The sequence below is a fragment of the Rhizobium lusitanum genome, assembly GCF_014189535.1.
Classification (GTDB): Bacteria; Pseudomonadota; Alphaproteobacteria; order Rhizobiales; family Rhizobiaceae; genus Rhizobium; species Rhizobium lusitanum_C.
This window is the reverse complement of sequence record NZ_CP050308.1, coordinates 1,767,162-1,793,302: the sequence shown is the minus strand read 5'-3', so window position 1 is coordinate 1,793,302 and position 26,141 is coordinate 1,767,162. Positions and strand designations below refer to the sequence as shown.

Sequence of the window (26,141 nt, the reverse complement as noted above, 5' to 3'; positions counted from 1 at the left end):
AACTGGCGCGATAGTAATACTGTACGACCGGAGATGTGAGCGCGACCCCCGAAGCATTGTAAAACCGCAACTTGAACGTGGCGCTGGTCTAAGTATTGGCCTGCGTTGTCGCTGGCATAGTGCGGCATGAAGCCGAAAACTATATACTTGTCATTGGCTAATGTTGGATTGAAAATCCGCGTGTCGCTGGTTCGATTCCGGCTCTGGGCACCACCCCTCTCGAGAAAATCACAAGAATTTTCAGACGCACGGCGAATTTGATCGTGGCTTCCCGCCTGTTCGGTCCGGATTATTTGAGCCTCTGTGACGCACTGGATGTTGTTTGATGATTGTGGCGGGCGAGAGTGCCGGACAGGATCGCAATAGGTGTGCATGATGGCCGAGGGTAGAGGCGGTGGTCTATGTGCCTGCTGGTATGCTTCGTCCCGAATTTCCCATTGTTTCAATCGGGATGTCACGACCCAGGCCGGCCGGATGGGTGAATCTGGATTCGCGGGTTTCGCGATCTGGCGCATGCCCTTATTGATGGAATTCATAAAATTCATTCAACTTTGGGTGAAATCAAAATTAATTCCGGTGAAAGAACCTTTCAAGATATTGATGGTCGCTGCAATCAAGCGTACGAATTATTGCAGGGTCACCTATTGATTCGAAGCGACTATTACCGCACCTTAGATACTAGCGGGAAAGTGTCTCGCTAAGTCCACGTTTATTGCAATAGCAAGCTAACGAGGCGCCATGTCAAACAATGATGTACTGTTCAACACGTTCGCCCGTTCTTTCGAAGCACGGCGCGAAGTCGAGATGTCATTCTCTGAATACCTGGATGCGTGCCGGGATGATCCGCTCATGTACGCGAATGCGTCGGAGCGCCTGCTGGCCGCGATGGGTGAGCCGCTGCTGATCGATACGGCCAAGGATACACGTCTTGGGCGTATCTTCATGAACCGGACGATCCGGACTTATCCAGCCTTTGCCGGCTTCTTCGGCATGGAAGAGACGATCGAGCGTATCGTTGCCTTCTTCCGCCATGCGGCGCAGGGCTTGGAGGAGCGCAAGCAGATCGTCTATCTGCTCGGGCCCGTCGGCGGAGGTAAGTCCTCGCTTGCCGAACGGTTGAAATCATTGATGGAGGTTCACCCCATCTATGTGTTGAAGGCCGGCAATGAACTCAGTCCGGTGTTCGAAAGCCCTCTCAGCCTCTTTGACCCCGTCACCATGGGGCCGATGATCGAGGAGCGCTACGGCATTCCACGCCGTCGCCTGACCGGGCTGATGAGCCCATGGTGCCTAAAGCGGCTGGAAGAGTTCGAAGGCGATATTTCCCGCTTCCGCGTCGTGCGCATTCAGCCATCCAGGCTGCGACAGATCGGCATCGCCAAGACCGAGCCGGGCGATGAAAACAACCAGGACATTTCCTCGCTGGTCGGCAAGGTCGATATCCGGAAGCTCGAAAGCCTGGCGCAGAACGATCCCGACGCCTACAGCTATTCCGGCGCGCTGAACCGCGCCAACCAGGGCATTCTCGAATTCGTCGAGATGTTCAAGGCGCCGATCAAGATGCTGCATCCGCTGCTGACGGCGACGCAGGAAAGCAATTATATCGGCACCGAGAATATCGGCGCCATTCCCTTCTCCGGCATTATTCTCGCGCACTCGAACGAGTCTGAATGGCAGACTTTCAAGGCCAACAAGAACAATGAGGCCTTCATTGACCGCATCTGCGTCGTCAAGGTGCCTTATTGCCTGCGGGTGACCGAAGAGCAGAAGATCTACGAGAAGCTGATCGAGGAATCCGAGCTTAGCGATGCGCCTTGCGCACCGTACACGCTGGAGACGCTCGCCCGCTTCACGGTTCTGACGAGACTTGCCAAGCACGAGAATTCGACGGCCTTCTCCAAGCTTCGGGTCTATGATGGCGAAAGCCTGAAGGAGACCGATCCGAGAGCGCGCAGCGTGCAGGAATATCGTGATTCGGCCGGTGTCGACGAAGGCATGGACGGGGCGTCTACCCGTTTCGCCTTCAAGGTGCTGGCGGCGGCCTTCAATTACGATACGACGGAGATCGGCGCCGATCCGGTGCATCTGATGTACATGCTGGAGCAGTCGATCCGCCGCGAGCAACTGCCACTTGAAACCGAGAAGCTCTATATCGAGTTCATCAAGAGCGAACTCGGGCCGCGTTATGCGGAATTTATCGGACATGAAATCCAGAAGGCCTATCTGGAATCCTATGCGGATTACGGCCAGAATCTCTTTGACCGTTATGTCGACTATGCCGACGCCTGGATCGAGGATGTCGATTTCAAGGATCCCGATACCGGCCAGCTTCTGGATCGAGAGCTACTCAACCAGGAATTGACCAAGATCGAGAAGCCGGCGGGCATCGCCAATCCGAAGGATTTCCGCAACGAGATCGTCAAGTTCTGCTTGCGGGCGCGGGCGGGCCATGTCGGCAAGAACCCGTCCTGGACGAGTTACGAGAAGATCCGCGAAGTCATCGAGAAGCGGATGTTCTCCCAGGTCGAGGATCTCCTTCCGGTCATTTCGTTCGGGTCCAAGAAGGACGGCGACTCGGAAAAGAAACATGGCGAATTCGTCGAACGCATGATGGCGCGCGGCTATACCGAGCGTCAGGTTCGGCGGCTTGTGGAATGGTACATGCGTGTGAAACAGGCGGGATGAGCCACCAAGGAAGAAGGAATGCACATTGTTGACCGACGCCTGAACCCAGGCGGTAAAAGTCTAGAAAATCGTCAACGGTTTTTGCGAAGAGCAAAAGCGCTGGTGCAGAGAGCGGTCTATGAATCCTCTCAAAATCGCGACATTCAGGACATCCTGAAGGGTGGCGAGATCAGCATTCCCCTAGATGGAACCGAGGAGCCTCGGTTCCATCGCGGCCCTGAGGGCCTGCGGGAGCATATTCTCCCCGGCAACAAGGAATTCCTGGAAGGCGATATCCTTCCGCGGCCGGACAGCGGCGGCGGCAAGCCGAAAGCCGGCGGCGAGGGCAGCGGTGAAGATGCTTTCCGCTTCATCCTGACGCGCGATGAATTCCTCGATCTTTTCCTCGATGATCTCGAGCTACCCGATCTCGCCAAGAAGCGTCTGGTGTCGGCCGACCAGATCAATCCGGTACGCTCCGGTTATTCGGTGACGGGGTCGCCTGCCAATCTTGCCATCAACCGCACCATGCGGCTGGCAATGATGCGGCGCGTGGCACTGCATCGCCCAAAACCGGAAACGGTCGCCAAGCTCGCCGCCGAAGCTGCCGAATGCAAGGACGACGAGCGCCGAGCCGCGCTCGAAGCTGAGATCAAGTTGCTGGAATCGAAGGTCCGGCGCATTCCCTATATCGATCCGATCGATATTCGCTATCGCCGTTTCGAGAATGAGCCGAAGCCAGTGGCGCAGGCGGTGATGTTCTGCCTGATGGACGTTTCCGGCTCGATGTCGGAACATATGAAGGATCTCGCCAAGCGCTTCTACATGCTGCTCTACATCTTCCTGACCCGGCAGTATCGCCGCGTCGAGATCGTCTTCATCCGTCATACGGATGTGGCCGAGGAGGTGGACGAAGAGACATTCTTCCGCAGCCCGGCGACCGGTGGCACGCAGGTGTCGAGCGCGCTTGAAGCCATGCGGCGGATCCTTCAGGACCGGTTCCCGCCGTCTGACTGGAACATCTATGCCGCGCAGGCCTCGGACGGCGACAACGCCTATTCGGACAATGCGACGGCGGCGGCGCTGCTCACCGACGCCATCCTGCCGGTCAGCCAGTATTTCGCCTATCTGGAAGTGGGCGAGGCGCGGAGCGTCGCGATCTCTTCCGGCTCGGCGTTGTGGTCGCTCTATGAGCGTATTCAGGCGGGTTGGCCGGTGCTGTCGATGCGGCGGGTCAGCGATCGAAGTCAGATCTACCCGGTCTTCCATGATCTCTTTCAGCGGCGGGCGGCGGAAACAAGGAGCGGATAATGGCGAAAGCATCGATGGAACGGCTTTTCGACGGTGCGGACTGGGATTTCTCCACCATCCAGCGGATCCACGATGCCTGCCAGCGGATAGCCATCGACGAGCTTGGCCTCGACGTCTATCCCAATCAGATCGAGATCATTACGGCCGAGCAGATGCTCGATGTCTATTCCTCGATCGGCATGCCGCTATTCTACAAGCACTGGTCCTTCGGAAAGCATTTCGCCCATCACGAGGCTTTCTATCGCAAGGGCCTGCGCGGACTTGCTTATGAGATCGTCATCAACAGCTCGCCCTGCATCTCCTATCTCATGGAAGAGAATACGGCGACGATGCAGGCGCTGGTGATTGCGCACGCCGCCTTTGGTCACAATCACTTCTTCAAGAACAATTACCTGTTCAAGCTCTGGACGGATGCCGAGGGCATTCTCGAATATCTGAACTTCGCCAAGGGCTATATTACCCGCTGCGAGGAGCGCTACGGCCACGCCGCCGTCGAGCGGACGCTGGATGCCGCGCATGCGCTGATGTCGCATGGCGTCCATCGCTATGCCGGCAGGAAGACGCCGAGCCTGCGCGAAGAAGAAACGCGCGAGCGCGAACGCCGCGAATATGACGAGCGGATCTTCAACGATCTCTGGCGCACGGTTCCGGTCGGCAAGGGTAAGGTCATGCCCGACCTCGACCTGGAGCGCCGGCGTGCGATTGCCGGCCTGCCGCAGGAGAATGTTCTTTATTTCCTCGAAAAGATGGCGCCGCGCCTGAAGCCCTGGCAGCGGGAAATCCTGCGCATCGTCCGGCATGTTGCCCAGTATTTCTATCCGCAAAGCCAGACCAAGGTGATGAACGAGGGCACGGCGACCTATGTGCACTACCGCATCATGACGCGGCTGCACGAGCTTGGCGGCATCGGCGACGGCGATTTTCTCGAATTCCTGAAGTCCCACACCAATGTCGTCTTCCAGCCGACCTTCAACGATCAGCGCTATTCCGGCCTCAACCCTTATGCGCTTGGCTTTGCAATGATGCAGGACATCGAGCGGATCGTCACCAAGCCGAAGGAAGAGGATCGGCTATGGTTCCCGGAGATTGCCGGCACCGGCGACGCCATGGCGGTCCTGCGCGATCTCTGGGCCAACTATCGCGATGAAAGCTTCGTGTCGCAGTTTCTCAGCCCGCACCTGATGCGCCAGATGCGCATGTTCCACCTCACCGACGATCCGCAAGAGGAGGAGGGGCTTCGGGTGGCGGCGATCCACGACGAGCGCGGCTATCGCCGCATCCGACGCGAGCTGGCGCGGCAATATGATGTCGGCTGGATCGATCCACATATAGAGATCGTCGATGTCGATCTCGCAGGCGACCGCAGGCTGCTGGTCAAGCATACCGTGCTGAACGGCGGCTTTCTGGAGGATGCCGACGCCAAGCGTGTGCTGCAGCACCTCGCCGATCTCTGGAGTTATGATGTGTTGATGCAGGAGGTCGACAGCACCGGGCTGGTGCTGCGCGAGCATCTTACCCATCCGCGCTTGTCATCGGTTGCAGCGTGACCGGTCCTGTCCTTACATCGCTTCCTTCGACTGGCGGTAATGACCGCTGACCTGCCTGTCATCTTCCGGCGTTAGCGGCGAGCCGTCCAGCGTGACCTGGCTGAAGATGAACGCATAGACGACGATGACCCAGTGCGGCGTCTCCAGCGCGATGAGGGTGAAACCGGCACAATGGAGGCACTTCACCGCACGTTTGGCGGAGAATTCTCGCGGGCCACTTGCTAGTTACCCGGCAGGTCCGACCGGAGCGTCCATCGCGCCTTGTCGAAGACGATTGCCGTGCGGATCTGTTCCGGCGTCGTCCTGCGTAGTTCCAGTTGAAGGTTGAAGTTCCTGTCATTCTGGAATTCGCGGAAAAAGCTGAGCTTCGCGCCGAAATGCTCTTGCGTCACATCTTGCAGTCTGCCGATCGCGTCGAGCGCCGTCTGGAAGTCGAGCCAGTGGGTTTCCGTTAGTAGCATGACCATGGCGTCGATGAAGGTCTCGCCGATGGCGCGGCCGTCGGCATTGTCGGGCATGATCACCTTGATGCGGATGTTGTCGAGATCACCGGTTGGCGTGCCGCGGGCAATGACGAAGAATGATGCCGCATTCGGGTTTCCGAAGTCGCCCTTCTGGATCTGGTGGCTGCATTCGAATGTGCCGACGCCCAGCACGCTTTGCTTCCATTCTCCGACTGGCAGGCCGAATTTCGTCAGATTGGCGCAGAGCGTCTGGCCCGATATTCGCCAGCTTCGCAGGAAGGCGCCGCGCAGGGCATCGACGGGGGGATCGAATATATGGGACGAAGAATGGGCATGCGCCGGTTTCCCCGTCTGTGTGGCCTGTGTCACTTTGATGGGCTTAGCGGGCGCCGGTGCTGGTGTTGTGACCGGTGTTGCTGTGGGATGGGTGACGTTGGTGGCTTGTGGGGCGGCTATGGCTGTCGCAGGGACTGATGGCGGATGCATCGGCTGACTGAACAGATTCAGATGATAACGGGTATCGAGCGCCTTGAGATTGCGCATGTCGTTGGCAAGAAGCGCCGTCGCCAAAATGATCGAGCCGATGACGATCGCCGCAATCCAGAAGACAGCCCTGCTTTTTTTGCGAGGTGGCGCCACCGACATGGTTGAGATCTACAGCTACTCCGAGGAAACCTGCTTAACTGCAATGGCTTGGCATTCCACAGCCGAGCTATAGCTACAGAATATACGTTTATGAACGATTGATCATTCTACCGTTTCTTTGTCAATTCGCAGTTGCCGTTCAGGCGAAATGCGCCTTGAGCGCCCTGACGGTTACGGCGTCCGTGCGGCGCATGGACGGTGCGGAAAAACCGAAGGCGAGCAGGCGTTCATCCGTCTCCGGCTCGGCGACGGAACAGGAAGCATGCACTTCGCCGATCGCCAGTCGCGGCCATAGCGCGCCGATGGTCCCGATATTGACGCCCGAACCGGGCATGATCGAGATGCGGCTGGCGGCGACGGTGATTGCCTGTTCGAGGACGGTAACGCCCTCCAGGGCCGTTTTCGCGCAGCCCGAGGTCAGGATGCGCTCGAAGCCGAGGGAGATGGCGAGTTCTACCGCTTCCTCGACATCGGGAACGAGATCGAAAGCGCGGTGCAATGTCTTGCCGAGGCCTTTGGCATGGGTGACGAGTGCGCCGAGCATTTCGTGATCGAGGCGGCCATCCGGTAGCGAGGCGCCGAGTACGACGCCGGCAAGGCCTGCCCGCTGGGCGGCGTCGATATCGCCCTTCATCACGGCAAGCTCATCGGCGGAATAGACGAAACCGCCGGCGCGCGGGCGGATCATGGCGTAGGCGGGGATGGGCGCAAGGGCTGCGGCCGTCATCAGTCCGGCGCTTGGCGTCAGGCCGCCGACGGCAAGCGCACTGCAAAGCTCGATGCGATCGGCGCCGCCGGCGATGGCGGCGGCAAGGCCGGCGATATCCTCGACGCAGACCTCAAGCAGCATGGTTCCGCTCCTCGGCAAATTTCAGCCCCAGCAGGGCAGCGCCGATCAGGCCGGGCTCGACCTTGCATTCGCTCGGCACGACGAGCGGGCGGTCGAATCTGCGCAGGATGCGGGTGCGCACCGCCGCATCCAGCCGCTCCAGCAGCGGTTCGACATTGGAAAGGCCGCCGCCGACGGGAACGATGGTGGCGCCGGTGATATTGACGGTCAGCGCCAGCGGCGAGGCGACGAGATCGACGAGGACGTCGATCGTTCGCGCCGCATTGGCATCGCCCTCCAGCCATTGGCCGATGATCTCTTCGCTGGAAAACTCCAGGCCGTGCAGAGTCTTGTGCAGGCGCTCGATGCCACGGGCACCGCCGACGGTATCGACGCAGCCCTTCTGGCCGCAGCCGCAGGTATAGGCGGGGATGGCGACCGGCGGATTGCCGGCGAAGGAAGCGATGATCGGGCCGTGGCCCCACTCGCCGGCAAAACCGCCGGCGGCGTTGACGAGGCGGCCGTCCGCCACCAGACCGCCACCGACGCCGGTGCCGAGAATGGCGCCAAGGACGATGCGATGGCCGCGACCGGCGCCGGACATGGCCTCCGCCATGGCGAAGCAATCGGCATCGTTGGCGATCAGGACGGGATAGCCGAGTTCAGCTTCCAGTTCGACCGCGAGACGGCGGCCGTGGATACAGGGAATGTTGGCGCAGATCAGTGCCTGGTTGTCGGGGTCGACAACGCCGGCGATGGAAAAGGAGAGGCAGTCCGGCCTCTCGCCGGCCTCAGTGATGACGTCGCGCAAGGCCGCGACGAACTCACCGAAATCATCTTTCGGGGTCGGGCGCCGGACAAGCGGGGTGATATCCGTCACGGAGCGGGCGATGCCGCCCTTGATGGCGGTACCGCCGATGTCGAAGGAAACGATCATAAAACTTGACCTGCAGGAAACATGCGGCACTTGCTCGCACCCTTTGCCGTTCTTTGCAAGGCCAATAAGAGCCGCCATCCGCCGAGACGCCGTCAGGCCGAAGGCAAGGTGATCCGGGCTTCGAAGCCATCCGCCTGGCCGGCGGCGGGCGACAGGAGATCCAGACGTCCGCCGATCTGTCCGACGATGCGTTCAGCGATGGCAAGGCCGAGGCCGGAACCGGAGGCCTTCGTCTTGCCGCGCTGGAAACGCTTTTTCAAGCCGGCCAGTTCTTCCACGGAAAGCACATGGCCACCGTTCAGGATACGAATGACGTCGCCATCGACCTTGACGATCACTTCGTCGTCCGTCGGGCCATGGATCAGTGCGTTTTCGATCAGGTTGCGCAGGACGATGGCGAAAGCATCGATATCGACGTTGCGGATCAGCCTCTCGTCCGGACTGCTTTCCAGAAGGATGCGGCCGGCGGTGGCGGTGTCCCGGTCGTAGTCGCCGATGATGGTTTCGATGACGGCCATCAGGTCGACGGGCTTGTCGCTGGTGCCAATGCCGGCCTGGGCGCGGGAGAGCTGCAGCAACTTCTCCGCCAGCCGTCCGAGATTGGAGAGCGACGTCTCGATCCGGTCGGCACGTTCGCTAAGCGGCCCCTTCGGCAATTCGGCGATCAGGCGCTGTGTTTGGGCCAGTGCGCCGGCGATCGGCGTGCGCAGTTCATGGGCGCTGTTGGCGGTGAACTCCCGCTCGGCCTCAAGGGCAGAGCGCAGGCGCTCGAGCAACAGGTTCACCGAGCGGGCGATTGGCTGGAGCTCGCGCGGCAGCGTGTCGCTTTCGAGGGGCACCATGTTGCCGCCGTCCTTGGTGGCGATGTCCGAGCGCAACCGGTCGATTGGCCGCAGTGAGCGACCGACGGCGAACAAGATGGCGAGAATGCTGGCCGGGATGAGGGCGAGCAGTGGCCAGAGCAGAGCGACGCCGCTTTCGCGCGACGCTTCCCGCCGGTTTTTGAAGGCGTCGGCGACATGCAGGAAGATTGTGCCGTTCATCGAGGATTCGGTGTAGATCCGGTACTTCGGCGTGTTGTGGAAGCCGATTTTCAGGGGTACCTCATAGGCCACCGGCGGCGCGTCGTGCGAATGCAGGATGACCTTGCCCGAGGCGTCGAGCACCTGATAGGTCAGGTATTCCCGGTTCAGCCCCTTGTTCAATTCCTCGAGGCTTTGCGGGTCGCTCGAGGGATCACGATTGGCGAGATCATCGACCACCAGCGGCATCAGCCGTTCAGCGGTTTCCTGCAGCGCGCCGTCGAAGGTCTCCGAGAGCTCGTGGTTTACGACATAGACCCCTATGCCGACTGCGATCAGCCAGAAGAGGACGACCGTGCCGGTCAGCGCCGCGATCAGGCGGCGGGTGATGCTGGTGGGGCGCAGCGTCATCTTTCACCCAGGCAATAGCCGACGCCCCGTGCGGTGCGGATGCGGTCCTTGCCGATCTTCTTGCGCAGGCGGCTGACATAGACCTCCACCGTGTTGCTCTCGATTTCCGAACCGAAGGCATAGAGCGCCTCCTCGATCTGATCCTTGGAAATGATTGCGCCCGGTCGCGTTACCAGGAGGTCGAGCACGGCCCATTCGCGGCCGGTGAGCACGATGTCCTTGCCATCCAGCCGGACCCGCCGTTGCGGTTGATCGATCTCCAGATCGCCAAAGCGGATGGTCGGTTGCGGGCTGCCGCTGTAGCGCCTGGCCACCGCCAGGATGCGGGCGGAGAGTTCGCCGAGGTTGAACGGCTTGACGAGATAATCGTCTGCGCCGCTGTTCAATCCCTCGATGCGGTCGGAAATCTGGTCGCGGGCAGTGAGGATGATCACTGGCGTCTCATCCGGTTTGCGGCGCAGCTTCTTGAGGAAGTCGATGCCGACACCGTCGGGGAGCTGCAGGTCAAGCAGGATCAGGCCGTACTTTACGGCGCTGGTGACCTCCGTCGCATCCGCGAGGTTCTTCACCCAGTCGACGGCATGGGCGCTTGCCGCGATATGGTCGCGAACCGCGCCGCCGATCGTCTCATCGTCTTCGACCAGAAGAACTCTCACCTGTGCCTCACAACCATCGCCTGCGCTTTCAGTTAATGCCGCCGAACCTATCTGGTCAATAAAGGCTGAAATAAGCCAGGATGAGAAGCGCTTTTCTGATCTTGGGATTATCCGGCCGATAACGTTCACGGCGCCTATGGACAGAGATCGTGACCGCGATTACTTGTTTGCTCCCAAAGAGAAGAGGGCGAGGGCAGGGCCGTCGCCGGTTAAACACTGGAGGAGGCTTTCATGCTGAAGGGAATTTCGCCGCGGTTGAACGCGGATGTGCTGCACGCGCTGGCATCGATGGGGCATGGCGACATGCTTGTCGTCGTCGACACCAATTTCCCCGCCGAGTCGATCGCGCAGCAGACGATGCTCGGCCATCTTTTGAGGATCGACAACGTGTCGGCGGCCGAGGCCGTCGAGGCGCTTCTGTCGCTGATGCCGCTTGATACCTTCATCGACGATGCCGCGACGCGCATGGAAGTCGTTGGCGCGCCCGACGAATTGCCGAAGGTCCAGGGCGAAGTGCAGGCGGCGATCGATCGCGCCGAAGGCAAGCACTGGCCGCTCGTACCGGTCGAGCGTTATGCCTTCTACGAGAGGGCGAAAGAGGCCTATTGCGTGATCCAGACCGGCGAACGCCGCTTCTATGGTTGTTTCACCTTGACCAAGGGTGTCATCCCGCCGGAAACTGAATGAGCGACCGCGCCAGGTCGTTCGACCTGGGCAAGAGGCGCTGTTTTCGCAAGGGACTATGATGGCCAGGAAGTTGGATTCCCAGGGGCGGCTTGACGACGCAGCGCGGGCTGGCTGGCTGTATTATGTGGCCGGGCGGACGCAGGACGAGATCGCCAGCGCCATGGGAATCTCCCGGCAGTCGGCGCAGCGGTTGGTGTCGCTGGCCGTTGCCGAGCGGCTGATCAAGGTGCGGCTGGACCACCCGATCGCCGCATGCCTCGAATATGGCGCGGCGCTGCGCGAAAAATTCAAGCTTAAACATATCGAGGTGGTGCCGAGCGATCCCGACGGGACGTCGTCCACGGTGGGGATCGCCGAGGCGGGGGCTGCCGAAATCGAGCGCTGGCTGAAGCGCAGCGATCCGATCGTATTGGCGATCGGCACCGGCCGCACGCTGAAGGCGGCGGTCGATCAGCTGCCGGCGATCGAATGTCCGCAGCACCGCATCGTGTCGTTGACCGGCAATATCGGTCCGGATGGATCGGCTGCCTATTACAACGTCATTTTCAGTATGGCCGACGCGATCAAGGCGCGGCACTACCCCATGCCGCTGCCGGTGCTCGTCTCCTCGGCCGAAGAGCGCGAGCTGCTGCATGCGCAGGCGCTGGTGCGCTCGACGCTCGATATCAGCGCGCAGGCCGACGTGACCTTCGTCGGTGTCGGCGAGCTGGGCGTCGATGCGCCGCTTTGCCTTGATGGCTTTCTCGAGAGGGACGAGATGACGGCGCTGATGAAGCGGGGTGCTGCCGGCGAAATCTGCGGCTGGGTTTTCGACGGCGATGGAAAGCTGATGTCGGACGCCGTCAATGATCGGGTCGCCAGCGCCTCCATTCCGCCGCGCGATACGTCTTCCGTCATCGGAATAGCCAAGGGCAAACGTAAGTTCGAGGCGATCAAAGCCGCTGTCACCGGTCATCAGATCAATGGTTTGATCACCGACGAAGCGACGGCTGAGTTTCTGCTCAAGGGCTGAGCAAAAAAATATAATCATGAAAACAAATGGATGAGCTGGCTGTTCGGCATCGCAGCAACGAATCCGCATTGACATTTTGTCGCAAGGGATGAGTAATTGCCCATGAGCCAAGCGAATGCTCAGATTTGATCTTCTGGGGAGGAAGATATGAAATTGAAAACTTTTCTGCTGAGCGCCTGCTCGGCCCTGATGTTTGCCGGAATGGCCTCTGCCGAAACGCTGACGATAGCGACGGTTAACAACGGCGACATGATCCGTATGCAGAAGCTTACGGATGCTTTCAAAGCGAAGAACCCGGACATTGACCTTCAGTGGGTTACTCTCGAAGAAAACGTGTTGCGCCAGAAGGTCACGACCGACATTGCGACCAAGGGCGGCCAATACGATGTGTTGACGATCGGCACCTATGAAGTGCCGATCTGGAGCAAGCTCGGCTGGCTGGCGCCGCTCGACAAGCTCACCGCCGACAAGACCTACGACGTCGACGATCTTCTCCCGGCCATCCGCAGCGGCCTGACCACGGACGGCAAGCTCTATGCGGCTCCGTTCTACGGCGAAAGCTCGATGGTGATGTACCGCAAGGACCTGTTCGACAAGGCCGGCCTTAAGATGCCGGACGCGCCGACCTGGACCTTTATTGCCGATGCTGCCCGCAAGATCACCGACAAGAGCCATGAAGTCTACGGCATCTGCCTTCGCGGCAAGGCCGGCTGGGGCGAGAACATGGCGTTCCTGACGGCAACGGCGAACTCCTTCGGCGCCCGCTGGTTCGATGAGAAGTGGAAGCCGCAGTTCGATCAGCCGGAATGGAAGAGCACGCTCGACTTCTACGTCAAGCTGATGAAGGACGCCGGCCCTCCGGGTGCTTCGTCCAACGGCTTCAACGAGAACCTCTCGCTGTTCCAGACCGGCAAGTGCGGCATGTGGATCGACGCGACGGTTGCTGCCTCGTTCGTGTCCGACCCGAAGGAATCGAAGGTGGCCGACAAGGTCGGCTTCGCTCTGGCGCCGGATAATGGTCTCGGCAAGCGCGGCAACTGGCTCTGGGCATGGAACCTCGCCATCCCGGCTTCCTCGAAGAAGACCGAAGCTGCAGAGAAGTTCATCGCCTGGGCAACCGGCAAGGACTACACCAACCTTGTCGCCGAGAAGGAAGGCTGGCTGAATGCACCTCCCGGCACCCGTTCTTCGCTCTATGCGAATGCGGATTACCAGAAGGCTGCTCCTTTCGCCAAGATGACGCTCGACTCGATCAACTCGGCCGATCCGACCCACCCGACCGTCAAGCCGGTCCCGTATGTCGGCGTCCAGTTCGTGGCCATTCCTGAGTTCCAGGGCATCGGCACCGCCGTCGGCCAGCAGTTCTCCGCTGCCCTTGCCGGCCAGATCACCGTCGACGCCGCTCTCAAGGCCGCGCAACAGCTGACCACACGCGAAATGACCAAGGCTGGTTATCCGAAATAATCAACCTTCTGAGGGATGGCGGGAAGTGCCTTCGGGTGCTTCCTTCCCTTGGCCGCCGAATGCCTGAATGCTCTTCGGCGGCCCCTTTATCCAGCCGGTCTACGGCCACCTTTCCCGCTCAAAAGATAGGTCGGTACTTGCCATGGCAACGTTACACACCCGTTCTGCTGCCCGCGTCATGATGACGCCGTCGGTTTTGCTGCTCTTCGCGTGGATGATCGTCCCTCTGGTGATGACGATCTACTTCTCGACGCTGAACTACAATCTCCTGTCTCCCGGTGCGCATGACTTCATCGGGCTGCTCAACTACGAATACTTCGTCACCGACCCTGCCTTCCTCAACTCCCTGGTCGTGACGCTGCTGCTGGTCGGCGGCGCGCTGGTCATCACCGTGGTCGGTGGCATTGCCCTGGCGCTCCTGCTCGATCAGCCGATCTTCGGCCAGGGCATTGTCCGCATGCTGGTGCTTGCGCCCTTCTTCGTCATGCCGACGGTCGCCGCCCTCATCTGGAAACACATGTTCATGAACCCGGTGAACGGGCTCCTGGCACATCTGTTCAAGTTCTTCGGGCTCGATCCACTGACCTGGCTTGAGACCGTGCCGCTGTTTTCGATCGTCATCATCGTCGCCTGGCAGTGGCTGCCCTTCGCAACGCTCATCCTCTTGACGGCATTGCAGTCGCTGGATGAAGAGCAGAAGGAAGCCGCCGAAATGGACGGCGCCGGCCCGGTCTCGAAGTTCATCTACATCACCCTGCCGCACCTGGCCCGCGCGATCACCGTCGTCATCCTCATCGAGACGATCTTCCTGCTCTCCGCCTTCGCCGAGATCCTGGTCACCACCAATGGCGGCCCCGGCACGGCGACGACCAACCTCACCTATCTCGTCTATTCGCAGATTGTCCTGTCGCAGGATGTCGGCGGCGCATCGGCGGGCGGCATCATCGCCGTCATTCTGGCCAATATCGTCGCGATCTTCGTGATGCGTGCGGTCGGCAAGAACCTGGAGGCTTAAGATGGCACGCAATGTCTCTACACGGCGCAAGGTGGTCGTATCGGTCGCCGCCTGGGCCGTCGCGCTCCTCATCTTCTTCCCGATCCTGTGGACGATCCTGACGAGCTTCAAGTCGGAAGGCGACGCGATCGCTTCGCCGCCGCAGTTCCTCTTCTTCCACTGGACGCTGGAGAATTACTTCGAGGTGCAGTCGCGCTCGAACTATTTCCTCCATTTCTCCAACTCGGTCATCATCTCCTTCGGTTCGACGATCCTAGGTCTGATCGTCGCCGTTCCCGCCGCCTGGGCCATGGCCTTCTCGCCGACCAAGCGCACCAAGGACGTGCTGATGTGGATGCTGTCCACCAAGATGATGCCGCCGGTCGGTGCCTTCATCCCGATCTACCTGCTGTTCCAGGGTTTTGGCCTGCTCAACAATCAGTTCGCCAGCCGTCTCGGCATGGTCGTCGTGCTGATGCTGATCAACCTGCCGATCATCGTCTGGATGCTCTACACCTACTTCAAGGAAATCCCCGGCGAGATCCTCGAGGCGGCCCGGATGGATGGGGCGTCGCTGGCAAAGGAAATCATCTACGTGCTGACGCCGATGGCGATCCCGGGGTTGGCTTCGACGATGCTGCTCAACATCATCCTGTCGTGGAATGAGGCCTTCTGGACGCTCAATCTCTCGTCGGTCGACGCGGCACCGCTCAGCACCTTCATCGCCTCCTATTCCAGCCCGGAAGGCCTGTTCTACGCCAAGCTTTCGGCAGCATCGACGATGGCGATTGCCCCGATCCTGATCCTCGGCTGGTTCAGCCAGAAACAACTCGTACGCGGCCTGACCTTCGGCGCGGTTAAGTAAGGAAGAGAAACATGGGTAGCATTGTCCTTAAGAAGGTTTCTAAGGTCTTTGGCGAAGCCAAGGTCATTCCTTCCATCGACCTCGAGATCAACGAAGGCGAATTCGTCGTGTTCGTCGGCCCTTCCGGCTGCGGAAAATCCACGTTGCTGCGTCTGATCGCTGGCCTCGAGGACGTCTCGGGTGGTCAGATTCTGATCGACGGCAAGGACGGCACCAATCTGGCGCCGGCCCAGCGTGGCCTCGCCATGGTGTTCCAGTCCTATGCGCTCTATCCGCATATGAGCGTTCGCAAGAACATCGCCTTTCCGCTGAAGATGGCAAACATGCCGCAGGCGGAAATCGACAAGAAGGTCGCTGACGCCGCGCATGTCCTTAATCTTACGGAATATCTGGAGCGCAAGCCGCGCCAGCTTTCCGGCGGCCAGCGTCAGCGTGTCGCCATCGGCCGTGCCATCGTGCGCCAGCCCAAGGCCTTCCTGTTCGACGAGCCCTTGTCGAACCTCGATGCGGCGCTGCGCGTCAACATGCGTTTGGAAATCAGCGAACTGCATCAGCAGCTGAAGACGACCATGGTCTATGTGACGCATGACCAGGTCGAGGCCATGACCATGGCCGACAAGATCGTGGTGCTGAACCGCGGCAATATCGAGCAGGTCGGCTCGCCGCTGGAGCTCTACAAGAGCCCGCGCAATCTCTTCGTTGCCGGCTTTATCGGCTCGCCGAAGATGAATTTCGTCAAGGGCACCTATGCGCAGAACCTCGGCGCCGACACGATCGGCGTTCGTCCGGAACATGTGCTGTTGTCGACTGAAAGCGGCGACTGGCAGGGCAGGGTGACCGTTGCCGAGCATCTCGGCTCCGATACCTTCCTGCATATCGAGGCCGATGGCATCGGCCCCATCACAGCCAGAGGAACCGGCGACTTCCCAGCCCGTGCCGGAGATACCGTCTATATGACGCCCGACAAAACCCGAATCCATCGCTTTGATGAAAAGGGGCTGTCGATCTAAGCCGGGCGAGTGCCAATCAACCCCAGGCCCGCTTCTGTCGATACAGGCGGGCCGGGGTCATCCCCACCGGAGCGGGCCTCCCAAGCCATCCGGCGCAAAAAGACCTTTCAGAAGGACTTGAAACATGACGTGCAAATTATCGCTCGCAACGCTTCAGGAAGCGGCCGCGACCGCTGCCATTCCGGCCTATGATCCGAAGTCGCTATCGGCGGGCATCGTTCATTTCGGTGTGGGCAATTTCCATCGCGCCCATCAGGCGATCTATCTCGACGATCTTTTCAATATCGGCCAGGACCACGATTGGGCGATCATCGGCGCAGGCGTGTTGCCCTCGGATGCTGCCATGCGCGAAAAGCTTGCCGCCCAGGATTTCCTGACGACGGTGGTTGAGCAGGACAACAATCGTACGGCCGCCCGCGTCACCGCGCCGATGGTCGACATCCTGCCGGTCGGCGACGCCGAGGCGATCATCGCCAAGCTTGCCGATCCCTCGATCCGCATCGTCTCGATGACGATCACCGAGGGCGGCTACTTCATCGACGCCTCCGGCAAGTTCAATCCGGCTCACCCCGCCATCGTTGCCGACGGGCAAAACCCGGATGCGCCAAAGACAGTGTTCGGTCTTGTTGTCGCGGGCCTCAAGGCTCGCCGCACCGCCGGCCTGCAGCCGTTCACCGTCATGTCCTGCGATAATATTCCCCACAATGGCGGCGTCACCAAAGCGGCGGTCGTCGGCACGGCGAAGCTTTCCGATCCGGCCTTCGCCGACTGGATTGCCGCCAATGTCGCCTTCCCGAACGGCATGGTCGACCGCATCACGCCGGCAACCGGCGCACGCGAAATCGATCTCCTGAAAAGCGCCTTCGATATCGAGGACAACTGGCCGGTCTATTGCGAAGAGTTCAAGCAGTGGGTGCTGGAAGACAACTTCCCGGCCGGCCGGCCGGCGCTGGAAAAAAGTCGGCGTCACCTTCGTTCCCGATGTCACGCCCTATGAGCATATGAAGATCCGCATTCTCAATGGCGGCCATGCGGCCATCGCCTATCCCGCGGCGCTGATGGACGTGCATTTCGTGCATGAGGCGATGGAGGAGCCGTTGATCCGCGCCTATCTCGCCAAGCTCGAGAATGAGGAGATCATTCCCGTCATTCCACCGGTGCCGAACACGGTGCTGGCCGATTATTTCAAGCTGATCGAACACCGATTCTCCAATCCGAAGATCGCCGACACCATTCCGCGCCTGGCGCAGGATGGCTCGAACCGCCAGCCGAAGTTCATCCTGCCGTCGACGGCCGATCGTCTCGCCCGCAAGGAGGATGTCGTCGGTCTCGCTTTGGTCTCGGCGCTCTGGTGCCGCTACTTCGCCGGCAAGACCGATAGCGGCCAGGACATCGTTTTCAACGATGCCAGTGCCGACCGGCTGCATGCGGCGGCGCTGAAGGCCAAGGATGATCCGGACGCCTTCCTCGTCTTCGACGATATCTTCGGCGAGGTCGCCAAATCGGATCTTTTCCGCAAGCGCTTTGCGCATGCGCTAAAAACGCTGTGGGAAAAGGGCACCCGCGCCACCCTGCAGCTATACCTCGACGACAAACTCGCGGAGTAATTATCTATCGGCCGGGGCGCTCAAGTCCCGGCCGATTTTTATGGCAAGGCCGGCGCTCGCAAGAGACGTGGCCGAAACAGGGTTCGGGTTGGATCTGCGATGACGAATGCGGAGAAGGGGCTCGTAATCTTTGACTGCGATGGCGTGCTTGTCGATAGCGAGCCGTTGTCTGTCAGCGTGCTGATCGATGCCATGCGCGATGTCGGCGTTGATATGAGCGAGGAGGATATTTACAGCCGCTTTCTCGGCAAGAGCCTTGCCACGCTCGTCGATACGCTGGAGACCGAGTTCGACGTCTTCATCGACCAGGCCTTTCTCGATCGCATCCGCAACGACCTTTATGACCGCTTCCGCCGCGAGTTGAAGCCGATCGACGGTATTGCCGAGACCCTGGACGCACTCGCTGTTCCACGTTGCGTCGCCTCATCCAGCCAACTGGAGCGCATTCGGCTCTCGCTTGGCGTGACCGGCCTGCTCGAACGGCTGGAGCCGAGTATTTTCAGTGCCAGCATGGTCAAGCGCGGCAAGCCGGCACCCGATCTCTTCCTCTATGCCGCCGAGCAAATGGGGGTCGCGCCGAAAGATTGTATCGTTATCGAGGATAGCCCGGCCGGCATCATGGCGGCGAGGGCGGCCGGCATGACAGTTTTCGCCTTCACCGGCGGTTCGCATGCCCATTCGCCGAGTTACAGGGCAGAATTGGAGCGACTTTCGCCCGAAGTCGTGTTTGACGCGATGCCGGATTTGATACACCTTGTCCGCAACAAGACATAAGTGGACGGGGCTCCTTCTTGATGCGTGATCACGTGGTTGCGGTCGATATCGGCACTGGCAGCGCGCGTGCTGGCGTGTTCACGTCGCGCGGTGACCTGCTTGCAAAGGGCGAACATCCGATCCTCATGAACCGCCCGCGTGAGAACCACGCCGAGCATAGTTCCGAAAATATTTGGGCTGCGGTCTGTGCTGCCGTGCGCAGCGCGGTTACGACCTCCGGCGTCAGCCCCTCCGTCATCGGCGCGATCGGTTTCGACGCTACCTGTTCCCTGGTCGTGCGCGACATAGAGGGCAATCCGCTGACGGTTTCGACCGGCGGTGAGGACCGATTCGACACCATGGTCTGGCTCGATCACCGGGCACTTGCCGAGGCAGATTTCTGTACGGCGACGAAGCATCAGGTTCTCGAGCATTCCGGCCAGTTCATGTCGCCGGAGATGGAGATGCCGAAGCTGATGTGGCTGAAGAAAAACCTGCCGCAGAGCTGGGCCATGGCCGGTTACTTCTTCGATCTCGCCGATTTCATGACCTGGAAAGCGACCGGCTCGCTGGCGCGTTCGCGCTGCACGCTGACGGCGAAATGGAATTATCTCGCCCATCGCAGGCCGGGGTGGCAGGCGGATTTCCTCGATGTGATCGGCCTTGGCGATCTGCGGGAACGCGGCAACCTGCCGGAAGAGACCGCGCCCGTCGGGCAAAGCGTCGGGCTGCTGACGGGGAGGCGGCCGAAGCCCTGGGGCTCGACCGCGAATGCCATGTCGGTGCGGGAATGGTTGACGCCTATGCCGGGGCGTTTGGTGCACTTGGCGGCCATGCCGGCGACCGTGATGCGCTGGAGCGTCAACTGACGCTGATCGCCGGCACGTCGAGCTGCATCGTCGCCTTTTCGCGCGAACGCAAGCGCAGTACCGGATTATGGGGTCCCTATTACGAAGCTGTGTTCCCCGACACATGGCTGGCCGAGGCCGGGCAGTCGGCAACCGGTGCGCTGCTCGATCATATCGTCAACATGCATGCGGCCGGCGGCGAACCGACGGCGGCGCTGCATGATCGCATCGTCCGGCGCATTGCGGAACTAAGGGCTGCCGAGGGTGATGCCTTTGCCGAGCGCCTTCATGTGCTGCCGGATTTTCACGGCAACCGATCGCCGCTTGCCGATCCGCATGCGGTCGGCGTCATCAGCGGCCTGACGCTCGACACCTCCTTCGATGGCCTTTGCCGTCTCTACTGGCGCACCAGCGTCGCCATAGCGCTCGGCATCCGCCATATCCTCGAGAAGATGCATGACTATGGCTATGTGCCCGATACGCTGCATGTCGCCGGCGGCCATGTGAAGAATGCCGTGCTCATGGAGCTTTATTCCGACGTTACCGGCTGCAAGGTGGTGGTGCCGAAGATGAACGAGGCGGTGCTTTTGGGAACGGCAATGGCGGCTTCGGTCTCCTGCGGGCTTTACGAGAACCTCGCAGCCGCGGGTACGGCCATGTATCCCGGCGGTCATGAACGCCTTCCGAACCGGGAAAAGAAACCACTCTATGATCGCGATTACCGGCATTTTCTCGCCATGTATCGCCACCGCGCCGAGCTGGATTCGATGGAATAACCCGCCGTCGGTCGTCTTACCGAAGCGGTGCGTAGGTGAACATCCCTTCCAGCTCTTCGATCTTTCGCCTGCGGGTTTCCGCCTCTTCGCCCGCCGCCTGGATGACGGCCGTGGCCAGACATTCCAGGAGCGCCGTTATCGCCGAGAAATCGTCGCGACTACCGACGCGCAGGGGCGGTAGTGAGAGGGTGATGTTGGCGAATTCATGCGCCCATTCGGTATATAGGCCGGTGATCAGCAACACCTTGTAGCCGGCGCGGCGCGCGGAACGCGCCAAGAGCCGCGATGTAATGAAACGGGGAGAGTCGATGATCACCACCAGCGCGTCGTTTGCCTGGCGGCCCAGCAGCTGGATATAGCTGCCATTGGCACCGTCGAGGAAATGCACTTGGTCGCGGGCGAATTCGAGACGATCGCAAAAATGGCGGCCAAGGCCCGCAAGGCTAAGATGCGTGGCGACGAAAACTTCGCTGGAGGACAGGTTTGCCGTCACGGCGTCCAGCCATTGCGACTGGCCGGCGAGATTGTAGAGATGCTGCAGCATCTCGACCTGTTCGACGATCTGACCGGCGATCCGGCGACCCTCTTGTGCATCCTTCTGCAACTGCTCCAGAAGGCTCGACAATTGTAGCGTCACCGGAGCTACATTTTCTTTCAGGTGTATCTTGATCCCGTCCAGGCCCTGGTAGCCGAGTGAGCGCAGGAAGCGCCCGACGGTCATCGGGCTCAACTCCAGTCGGTCGGCCACGGAAGAGGCGGTTTCGAAAGGTAACTCGTTCAAGTGTTCGGAAAAATACTTGGCTATTCGGCGCTCGGCGGGAGTGCCGCTTTTCATATACTGTCTAAGCTTGTGACCAAGGTCTTCCAAATGTTGCGCCTCGCTAGCGGTTCATCCGATCTGCTATCGCACCGATTGCGGGAACAATCGGCGGGCGTGCAGGTTATCGAAGTCGTCGATCATGCCTAGGTTGTTGTTTTTAGTATGACGCTCACAATATATTAGAGAATACTTTATTACAATAATTCAATCTTGTGGCAATCGCGCCCGTATGGCGGGAAGATATTGATATATTTGCAATCGTTACCTACCTCTCGGACAATCACCCAGGAGACAAGAGCGAATGATCATTGATGCCGCGCGCCTTTCCCTCGCCAATCTCTTCGCCGCCGAAACGCGTAAGGTTTTCTGGAAGGTGCTCGGCCTGACGTTGCTGGCGCTTCTCGCTCTTTGGTTTGCACTTAACAGCACCTTCGTGGCCGTCGTGTTGCCCTGGCTGCAGAGCTTCTTGCCCTCAGCGCCGGATTGGACGAGCTGGCTTACCTTGTTCCTGGGGATTTTGGCTGGCCTCGGTCTGGCGCTCGCATTGGCGCTGCTGATCGCGCCGGTGACGGCACTGATCGCAGGCCTGTTTCTCGACGATGTTGCCGAGGTGGTGGAGAAGCGGGATTATCCGGCCGATCCGCCCGGAAAGGCTCTACCCTTCGGGCCGGCGATGAAGAGTTCGCTGAAGTTTCTGGGCATCGTGATCGTCGGCAACATCATCGCGCTCTTTCTGCTCTTCATTCCCGGCGTCAATCTTGTCGCCTTCTTCCTGGTCAACGGCTATCTGCTCGGCCGCGAATTCTTCGAGTTTGCCGCCATGCGCTTTCGCTCGCCGGACGAGGCGCGGCAGTTCCGCATCAAGCATGCGATCACCGTCTTTCTTGCAGGGCTGGTGATCGCTGCCTTCCTCGCCATTCCCCTGCTCAATCTTCTGACGCCGTTGTTTGCCGCTGGGATGATGGTGCATCTGCACAAGCTGATTTCGCGGAAGGAAGCGGTTCGGCGCGGGTGACTGCTGCGGTCGCTACCCTAATCGGCGGCCTCTGCGGTGATCAGCTGCTGCGGTAGCTCGACCAGTGGTGCCGGCACATCGCAGATCTTTTCCGGTGAGCGACAGAGGTCGGCAATGACGCAGCGCTCGCATTCCGGCTTTCGCGCCTTGCAGACATAGCGCCCGTGCAGGATCAGCCAGTGATGCGCGTGGTAGAGATATTGATCCGGGATCACCTTCAATAGCCGTTGCTCGACCTCGTCCGGCGTCTTGCCGGGCGCCAGCAGCAGGCGGTTGGCGATGCGGAAAACATGGGTGTCGACAGCGAGCGTCGCTTCACCGAAGGCCATCGACATCACCACGTTGGCGGTCTTGCGGCCGACGCCCGGCAGCGTCATCAGTTCCTCGCGGGTTCGCGGCACTTCGCCGCCGAAGTTCGTGATCAGCTTTTCCGACAGCGCCACGACGTTCTTTGCCTTGTTGCGGTAAAGGCCGATCGTCTTGATATAGTCGCGGATGCGGTCTTCGCCGAGATCGAGCATCTTCTGCGGCGTGTCGGCGGCGGCGAAGAGGGCGCGGGTCGCCTTGTTGACGCCGACATCGGTCGCCTGCGCCGAGAGAGCCACGGCGACAACGAGGGTGAAGGGATTGACGTGCTCCAATTCCCCCTTCGGCTCCGGCCGCTGAATGGAGAAGCGGCGGAAAATCTGCTCCAACTCAGCCTTGGAGTAGGGACACTTGAAAGCCGGCTTGAGGCTTGCGGTCGCATTTGACTTTTTCATGTTTTGGGCGCTGGATTTGATCTTGGGGTTTGCCATGAACGACCTATACTCAAGACCCATGATGGAACGCAACGCCGATCCCGGCGCCGACAACAGCAGGCCGGTTTTTGCCGCCGAATTGTTTCCTCATCGCTCCCTGGGGCGAAAGGGGTTCAGGGTGATGCTGGCGTTGATGGGGACGTTCTGCCTGGTCTATGGCATCCTGTTCGTCATCCGCGGCGCATGGCCGATCGGCATCTTCTTCGGTGCGGACTTCTTCCTGCTCTACGGCGCCTTCTGGCTGAATTACCGTTCGGGGCGGGTGCGGGAAGAGGTGACGGTGTCGCGCACCGATGTCTCGATCCGCAAGTTCTCGCCGTCGGGGCGCATGATCGAGCATCGCTTCAATCCCTTCTGGACACGCTTCCTTGTTCGCCGCCATAGCGAGATCGGCGTGGTGTCGATGCATGTCCGCGACAGAAGCCATGACACGGATGTCGGCTCCTTCCTCAATCCGGAAGACCGCGAGAGTTTTGCCAAGGCTTTCAAGCGCGCGCTGGCGACCGTGACCCAAAGGATATAGTTCGTTTGCGGGCATGATCTTGTCCGAAAACCGCTTCACACTTTTCGGGATCAAGCCTTTGCGCAAGAAACGGGTGGTTTTGGTCCTCTCTTCATGGTGTTCTCCTTTCCAAGGAGAAAGATTATGAATGCCATCGCACAGTTGAAGAAAGACATCACGCCGGAAGGGCCGGATTACGATACCGTCCGCCGCGTGATCGAACTCATCACCGAGGATTATCGCGACCAGCCGTCGCTGGAAGCGATCGCCGACAGGCTCGGGCAATCGCCGACCCAGTTGCAGAAGACCTTTACCCGCTGGGCCGGCCTGTCGCCGAAGGCCTTCCTGCAGGCCGTGACACTGGATCACGCCAAGCGACTGCTGCGCCAGGAAGATCTGCCACTGCTCGAAACCTCGTTCGAGGTCGGGCTTTCCGGTCCAAGCCGGCTGCACGATCTCTTCGTTACGCATGAGGCGATGTCGCCCGGCGAATGGAAGGCGAAGGGCGGCGGGCTGGTCATTCGTTACGGGTTTCACATCTCGCCGTTCGGCCTTGCCCTGATCATGGTCACCGACCGTGGTCTTGCCGGCCTTGCCTTCAGCGATACCGGCGATGAGAAGGCCTGCCTGGAGGATATGACCTGCCGCTGGCCGAACGCACAATATGTCGAGGACCTGCAGGCGACCGTGCCCTATGCGGCCCGGATTTTCGAGCCGTCTAAATGGACGAGCGACCAGCCGCTGCGCGTGGTGCTGATCGGCACGGATTTCCAGGTGCGGGTGTGGGAAAGCCTGTTGAAGATCCCGATGGGCCGCGCCGTCACCTATTCCGATATTGCCAGGGATATCGGCCAGCCGACAGCAATGCGGGCCGTCGGCGCGGCTGTTGGCCGCAACCCGGTCTCTTTCGTCGTTCCCTGCCACCGCGCGCTCGGCAAGAAGGGCGATCTTACCGGCTATCACTGGGGCCTGACGCGCAAGCGGGCGATGCTCGGCTGGGAAACGGGGCAGGCTTGAGGGTTGCGCGTACAGAGCAGCATTGAGTTTGCCGCGCCTCTGGTACCCCCCCTCTGTCACTTCGTGACATCTCCCCCACAAGGGGGGAGATTGGTAACTCGTGGTGCTTGCCTGCCTCAAGCAAACATCGAATCTGTTGACGCTGCGGTTTGTTGTTTTAGAGACGAGTAGCGGCAAATTCCAAACGATCTCCACCCTTGTGGGGGAGATGTCGCGAAAGCGACAGAGGGGGTATGCACTCTCCATGAATTCGCAGCTGATGGTCGAGCCGCCCTCAAGCCGCCTTCGCCACCGCCATTTGCAACAACGCCTTGGCGGCACTTTCATCGGTGATCAGGGTGTTGCAGCCGATGCGCTTGATGGTGGCGCTGATCGCCTGGGCGCGGTGTGCGCCGCCGGAGGAGATGACGATATGCTTGGCCTTCTTCAGCGTATCGAGATCGACGGACATGACGCGCTTGTTGATCGGGTGGTCGACGGAATTGCCCTGGGCGTCGAGGAAATTGAACATGGTGTCGCAGACGCAGCCGGCTTCGATCAGCTGATCCAGCTCCCGTTTCGAGATGAAGCCTTCGGATAGCGAAGTGGATTGCGGACCGATGTCGCCGCAGCTGACGATGGCGAGATCGAGGTTTTCCGCCAGCCGGTAGATCGCTTCCAGCCCGCATTTTTCGATCAGATTGCGCTTGGTCTCGATGGAATCGACCAGAAGCGGCGCCAGGAACATATAGCATTCCGCGCCGAGCTGGCTTGCCAGGCGCCAGGTGTAGTCGATCGGGTTGGTCTGGTGGACGGCGACGATGCCGCCGAGCAGCGAGACCACCTTGCAATTGTCGCGGCGGGGCGGGCGGAAGCTGGCGAGCGAAGCCGTCATCGTCCGGCCCCAGCCGACGCCGATCGTGTAATTGTCGGGGATCGCTTCGGTCAGAAACTGGCCGAGCGCCAGGCCGACGCTTTTCGCCTGGGCATTGACGTCGCCACCGGCGGGTGCCGGAACGACGATCGCCTCGTCCAGCCCGTAAATGCGCTCCAGCTTGATCGCCAGTTCGACGCAGTCATCAATGCCTTCGTTGATCCAGATCTGCACTTCGCTGCGGCGCATCGCCTCGTCCAGCAGGCGGATGACGGTGGTGCGGCTGATGCCGAGCTGCTCGGCGACATCCTTCTGTGTCAGGCCCTGATTATAGTAGAGCCAGGCGGCGCGCAGCCGCAGAGACGCCGTCTCGGAATAGGCAGTGTGTGTCCCGCGTCTGAGTTTGGCCACAGGTCCTCCAGCAAGATTTTCGCCCGCCCATTCTGCTTGATTGAACGCAGGCAACCAGGGTCGCCGCAGTAGCACATGGCAGGGGCGGCGAGATCGGCTCTTCGCATGGAGATATTCTATGGCTTGAAACTTATGTCAATTGAAATGCACAAATGTCGCTTGACTTTTCCCGGCGGGATTGATGATAGTCGCCCTAAGGAATACGGTCTTTGTCCAATCGA

General features: G+C 60.3%; 22 protein-coding genes, 1 tRNA gene and 2 pseudogenes. 16 read left to right on the top strand and 9 right to left on the bottom strand.

Features of this window, described 5'->3' with window-relative positions:
* Positions 1-143 precede the first annotated feature (143 nt).
* The 4 genes from HB780_RS22415 (at position 144) to HB780_RS22400 (ending at position 5,522) form a co-directional block, all read left to right on the top strand.
* Positions 144-213, top strand: a tRNA-Phe gene (locus tag HB780_RS22415).
* Between the two features lie 525 nt (positions 214-738).
* Positions 739-2,685: a PrkA family serine protein kinase gene (locus HB780_RS22410; protein ID WP_183696743.1), complete on the top strand. Its 1,947-nt coding sequence runs from the start codon at positions 739-741 to the stop codon at positions 2,683-2,685.
* Between the two features lie 18 nt (positions 2,686-2,703).
* Positions 2,704-3,975, top strand: coding sequence for a YeaH/YhbH family protein (locus HB780_RS22405; protein WP_183696740.1), 1,272 nt, complete (start codon positions 2,704-2,706; stop codon positions 3,973-3,975).
* Complete coding sequence (locus tag HB780_RS22400; protein ID WP_183696739.1) at positions 3,975-5,522, top strand: SpoVR family protein; 1,548 nt, start codon at positions 3,975-3,977, stop codon at positions 5,520-5,522. The genes HB780_RS22405 and HB780_RS22400 overlap by 1 nt, the downstream gene beginning before the upstream one ends.
* A 12-nt stretch (positions 5,523-5,534) precedes the next feature.
* On the opposite strand, the gene HB780_RS22395 is transcribed toward HB780_RS22400, so the two are convergent.
* From HB780_RS22395 to HB780_RS22370, 6 genes are all read right to left on the bottom strand, one after another.
* Entirely contained in the window at positions 5,535-5,708 is a 174-nt protein-coding gene (locus tag HB780_RS22395) for a hypothetical protein (protein ID WP_183696735.1), read from the bottom strand.
* Between the two features lie 35 nt (positions 5,709-5,743).
* On the bottom strand, positions 5,744-6,631 hold the full coding sequence (locus tag HB780_RS22390; RefSeq protein ID WP_183696732.1) for a DUF6030 family protein: 888 nt from the start codon (positions 6,629-6,631) through the stop codon (positions 5,744-5,746).
* Positions 6,632-6,770: 139 nt separating this feature from the next.
* Positions 6,771-7,481 (bottom strand): copper homeostasis protein CutC, encoded by a 711-nt coding sequence (locus HB780_RS22385; protein ID WP_183696730.1) that lies wholly within the window; start codon positions 7,479-7,481, stop codon positions 6,771-6,773.
* Positions 7,471-8,397, bottom strand: a complete 927-nt coding sequence (locus HB780_RS22380) for an ROK family protein (RefSeq protein ID WP_183696727.1) — start codon at positions 8,395-8,397, stop codon at positions 7,471-7,473. The genes HB780_RS22385 and HB780_RS22380 overlap by 11 nt, the downstream gene beginning before the upstream one ends.
* Positions 8,398-8,489: 92 nt before the next feature.
* Positions 8,490-9,830, bottom strand: coding sequence for an ATP-binding protein (locus tag HB780_RS22375; protein ID WP_183696723.1), 1,341 nt, complete (start codon positions 9,828-9,830; stop codon positions 8,490-8,492).
* Complete coding sequence (locus tag HB780_RS22370) at positions 9,827-10,486, bottom strand: response regulator transcription factor (RefSeq protein ID WP_183696721.1); 660 nt, start codon at positions 10,484-10,486, stop codon at positions 9,827-9,829. The genes HB780_RS22375 and HB780_RS22370 overlap by 4 nt, the downstream gene beginning before the upstream one ends.
* Before the next feature lie 231 nt (positions 10,487-10,717).
* Between HB780_RS22370 and HB780_RS22365 the strand changes: the two genes are divergently transcribed.
* From HB780_RS22365 to HB780_RS22325, 9 genes and pseudogenes are all read left to right on the top strand, one after another.
* On the top strand, positions 10,718-11,173 hold the full coding sequence (locus tag HB780_RS22365; protein ID WP_183696718.1) for an RbsD/FucU family protein: 456 nt from the start codon (positions 10,718-10,720) through the stop codon (positions 11,171-11,173).
* Positions 11,174-11,231: 58 nt separating this feature from the next.
* The gene (locus HB780_RS22360) at positions 11,232-12,185 is read left to right on the top strand and encodes a sugar-binding transcriptional regulator (protein WP_183696715.1); all 954 of its coding nucleotides are present in this window, start codon (positions 11,232-11,234) and stop codon (positions 12,183-12,185) included.
* Between the two features lie 147 nt (positions 12,186-12,332).
* Positions 12,333-13,649, top strand: coding sequence for an ABC transporter substrate-binding protein (locus HB780_RS22355; protein ID WP_183696713.1), 1,317 nt, complete (start codon positions 12,333-12,335; stop codon positions 13,647-13,649).
* 142 nt (positions 13,650-13,791) lie between these two features.
* Positions 13,792-14,664, top strand: a complete 873-nt coding sequence (locus HB780_RS22350) for a carbohydrate ABC transporter permease (RefSeq protein WP_174013814.1) — start codon at positions 13,792-13,794, stop codon at positions 14,662-14,664.
* 1 nt (position 14,665) lies between these two features.
* Positions 14,666-15,508 carry a carbohydrate ABC transporter permease gene (locus HB780_RS22345; protein ID WP_183696711.1) on the top strand — a complete coding sequence of 281 codons (843 nt, stop codon included), beginning with the start codon at positions 14,666-14,668 and terminating at the stop codon, positions 15,506-15,508.
* 11 nt (positions 15,509-15,519) lie between these two features.
* Entirely contained in the window at positions 15,520-16,518 is a 999-nt protein-coding gene (locus HB780_RS22340) for an ABC transporter ATP-binding protein (RefSeq protein WP_183696708.1), read from the top strand.
* Positions 16,519-16,642: 124 nt separating this feature from the next.
* A pseudogene (locus tag HB780_RS22335) lies at positions 16,643-18,125 on the top strand (mannitol dehydrogenase family protein).
* A 99-nt stretch (positions 18,126-18,224) separates the two neighbouring features.
* Complete coding sequence (locus tag HB780_RS22330; protein ID WP_183696705.1) at positions 18,225-18,899, top strand: HAD family hydrolase; 675 nt, start codon at positions 18,225-18,227, stop codon at positions 18,897-18,899.
* A 20-nt stretch (positions 18,900-18,919) separates the two neighbouring features.
* Positions 18,920-20,502: pseudogene (locus HB780_RS22325) on the top strand (FGGY-family carbohydrate kinase).
* Between the two features lie 16 nt (positions 20,503-20,518).
* Here HB780_RS22325 and HB780_RS22320 read toward each other — a convergent pair.
* Positions 20,519-21,370, bottom strand: a complete 852-nt coding sequence (locus HB780_RS22320; protein WP_183696702.1) for a MurR/RpiR family transcriptional regulator — start codon at positions 21,368-21,370, stop codon at positions 20,519-20,521.
* Between the two features lie 253 nt (positions 21,371-21,623).
* Between HB780_RS22320 and HB780_RS22315 the strand changes: the two genes are divergently transcribed.
* Positions 21,624-22,337, top strand: coding sequence for a sulfate transporter family protein (locus HB780_RS22315; RefSeq protein WP_183696699.1), 714 nt, complete (start codon positions 21,624-21,626; stop codon positions 22,335-22,337).
* Positions 22,338-22,354: 17 nt separating this feature from the next.
* On the opposite strand, the gene nth is transcribed toward HB780_RS22315, so the two are convergent.
* Positions 22,355-23,098 (bottom strand): endonuclease III, encoded by a 744-nt coding sequence (nth, locus tag HB780_RS22310; RefSeq protein WP_286203162.1) that lies wholly within the window; start codon positions 23,096-23,098, stop codon positions 22,355-22,357.
* A gap of 58 nt (positions 23,099-23,156) precedes the next feature.
* Here nth and HB780_RS22305 point away from each other — a divergent pair, with 58 nt between their 5' ends.
* Complete coding sequence (locus HB780_RS22305) at positions 23,157-23,660, top strand: DUF2244 domain-containing protein (RefSeq protein WP_183697371.1); 504 nt, start codon at positions 23,157-23,159, stop codon at positions 23,658-23,660.
* Positions 23,661-23,783: 123 nt separating this feature from the next.
* Positions 23,784-24,656: a methylated-DNA--[protein]-cysteine S-methyltransferase gene (locus HB780_RS22300; protein ID WP_183696693.1), complete on the top strand. Its 873-nt coding sequence runs from the start codon at positions 23,784-23,786 to the stop codon at positions 24,654-24,656.
* Between the two features lie 274 nt (positions 24,657-24,930).
* Here HB780_RS22300 and HB780_RS22295 read toward each other — a convergent pair whose 3' ends face one another.
* On the bottom strand, positions 24,931-25,920 hold the full coding sequence (locus HB780_RS22295; RefSeq protein ID WP_183696690.1) for a sugar-binding transcriptional regulator: 990 nt from the start codon (positions 25,918-25,920) through the stop codon (positions 24,931-24,933).
* Positions 25,921-26,141 lie beyond the last annotated feature (221 nt).

Bases quoted from the DNA above. Each gene is read 5' to 3' on its own strand.
- HB780_RS22385 (WP_183696730.1), bottom strand. From the start codon at position 7,481: ATGCTGCTTGAGGTCTGCGTCGAGGATATCGCCGGCCTTGCCGCCGCC.
- HB780_RS22355 (WP_183696713.1), top strand. From the start codon at position 12,333: ATGAAATTGAAAACTTTTCTGCTGAGCGCCTGCTCGGCCCTGATGTTT.
- HB780_RS22405 (WP_183696740.1), top strand. From the start codon at position 2,704: ATGCACATTGTTGACCGACGCCTGAACCCAGGCGGTAAAAGTCTAGAA.
- HB780_RS22350 (WP_174013814.1), top strand. From the start codon at position 13,792: ATGGCAACGTTACACACCCGTTCTGCTGCCCGCGTCATGATGACGCCG.
- HB780_RS22345 (WP_183696711.1), top strand. From the start codon at position 14,666: ATGGCACGCAATGTCTCTACACGGCGCAAGGTGGTCGTATCGGTCGCC.
- HB780_RS22315 (WP_183696699.1), top strand. From the start codon at position 21,624: ATGATCATTGATGCCGCGCGCCTTTCCCTCGCCAATCTCTTCGCCGCC.
- HB780_RS22365 (WP_183696718.1), top strand. From the start codon at position 10,718: ATGCTGAAGGGAATTTCGCCGCGGTTGAACGCGGATGTGCTGCACGCG.
- HB780_RS22375 (WP_183696723.1), bottom strand. From the start codon at position 9,830: ATGACGCTGCGCCCCACCAGCATCACCCGCCGCCTGATCGCGGCGCTG.
- HB780_RS22400 (WP_183696739.1), top strand. From the start codon at position 3,975: ATGGCGAAAGCATCGATGGAACGGCTTTTCGACGGTGCGGACTGGGAT.
- HB780_RS22360 (WP_183696715.1), top strand. From the start codon at position 11,232: ATGGCCAGGAAGTTGGATTCCCAGGGGCGGCTTGACGACGCAGCGCGG.
- nth (WP_286203162.1), bottom strand. From the start codon at position 23,098: ATGAAAAAGTCAAATGCGACCGCAAGCCTCAAGCCGGCTTTCAAGTGT.
- HB780_RS22300 (WP_183696693.1), top strand. From the start codon at position 23,784: ATGAATGCCATCGCACAGTTGAAGAAAGACATCACGCCGGAAGGGCCG.
- HB780_RS22410 (WP_183696743.1), top strand. From the start codon at position 739: ATGTCAAACAATGATGTACTGTTCAACACGTTCGCCCGTTCTTTCGAA.
- HB780_RS22380 (WP_183696727.1), bottom strand. From the start codon at position 8,397: ATGATCGTTTCCTTCGACATCGGCGGTACCGCCATCAAGGGCGGCATC.
- HB780_RS22340 (WP_183696708.1), top strand. From the start codon at position 15,520: ATGGGTAGCATTGTCCTTAAGAAGGTTTCTAAGGTCTTTGGCGAAGCC.
- HB780_RS22330 (WP_183696705.1), top strand. From the start codon at position 18,225: ATGACGAATGCGGAGAAGGGGCTCGTAATCTTTGACTGCGATGGCGTG.
- HB780_RS22390 (WP_183696732.1), bottom strand. From the start codon at position 6,631: ATGTCGGTGGCGCCACCTCGCAAAAAAAGCAGGGCTGTCTTCTGGATT.
- HB780_RS22305 (WP_183697371.1), top strand. From the start codon at position 23,157: ATGATGGAACGCAACGCCGATCCCGGCGCCGACAACAGCAGGCCGGTT.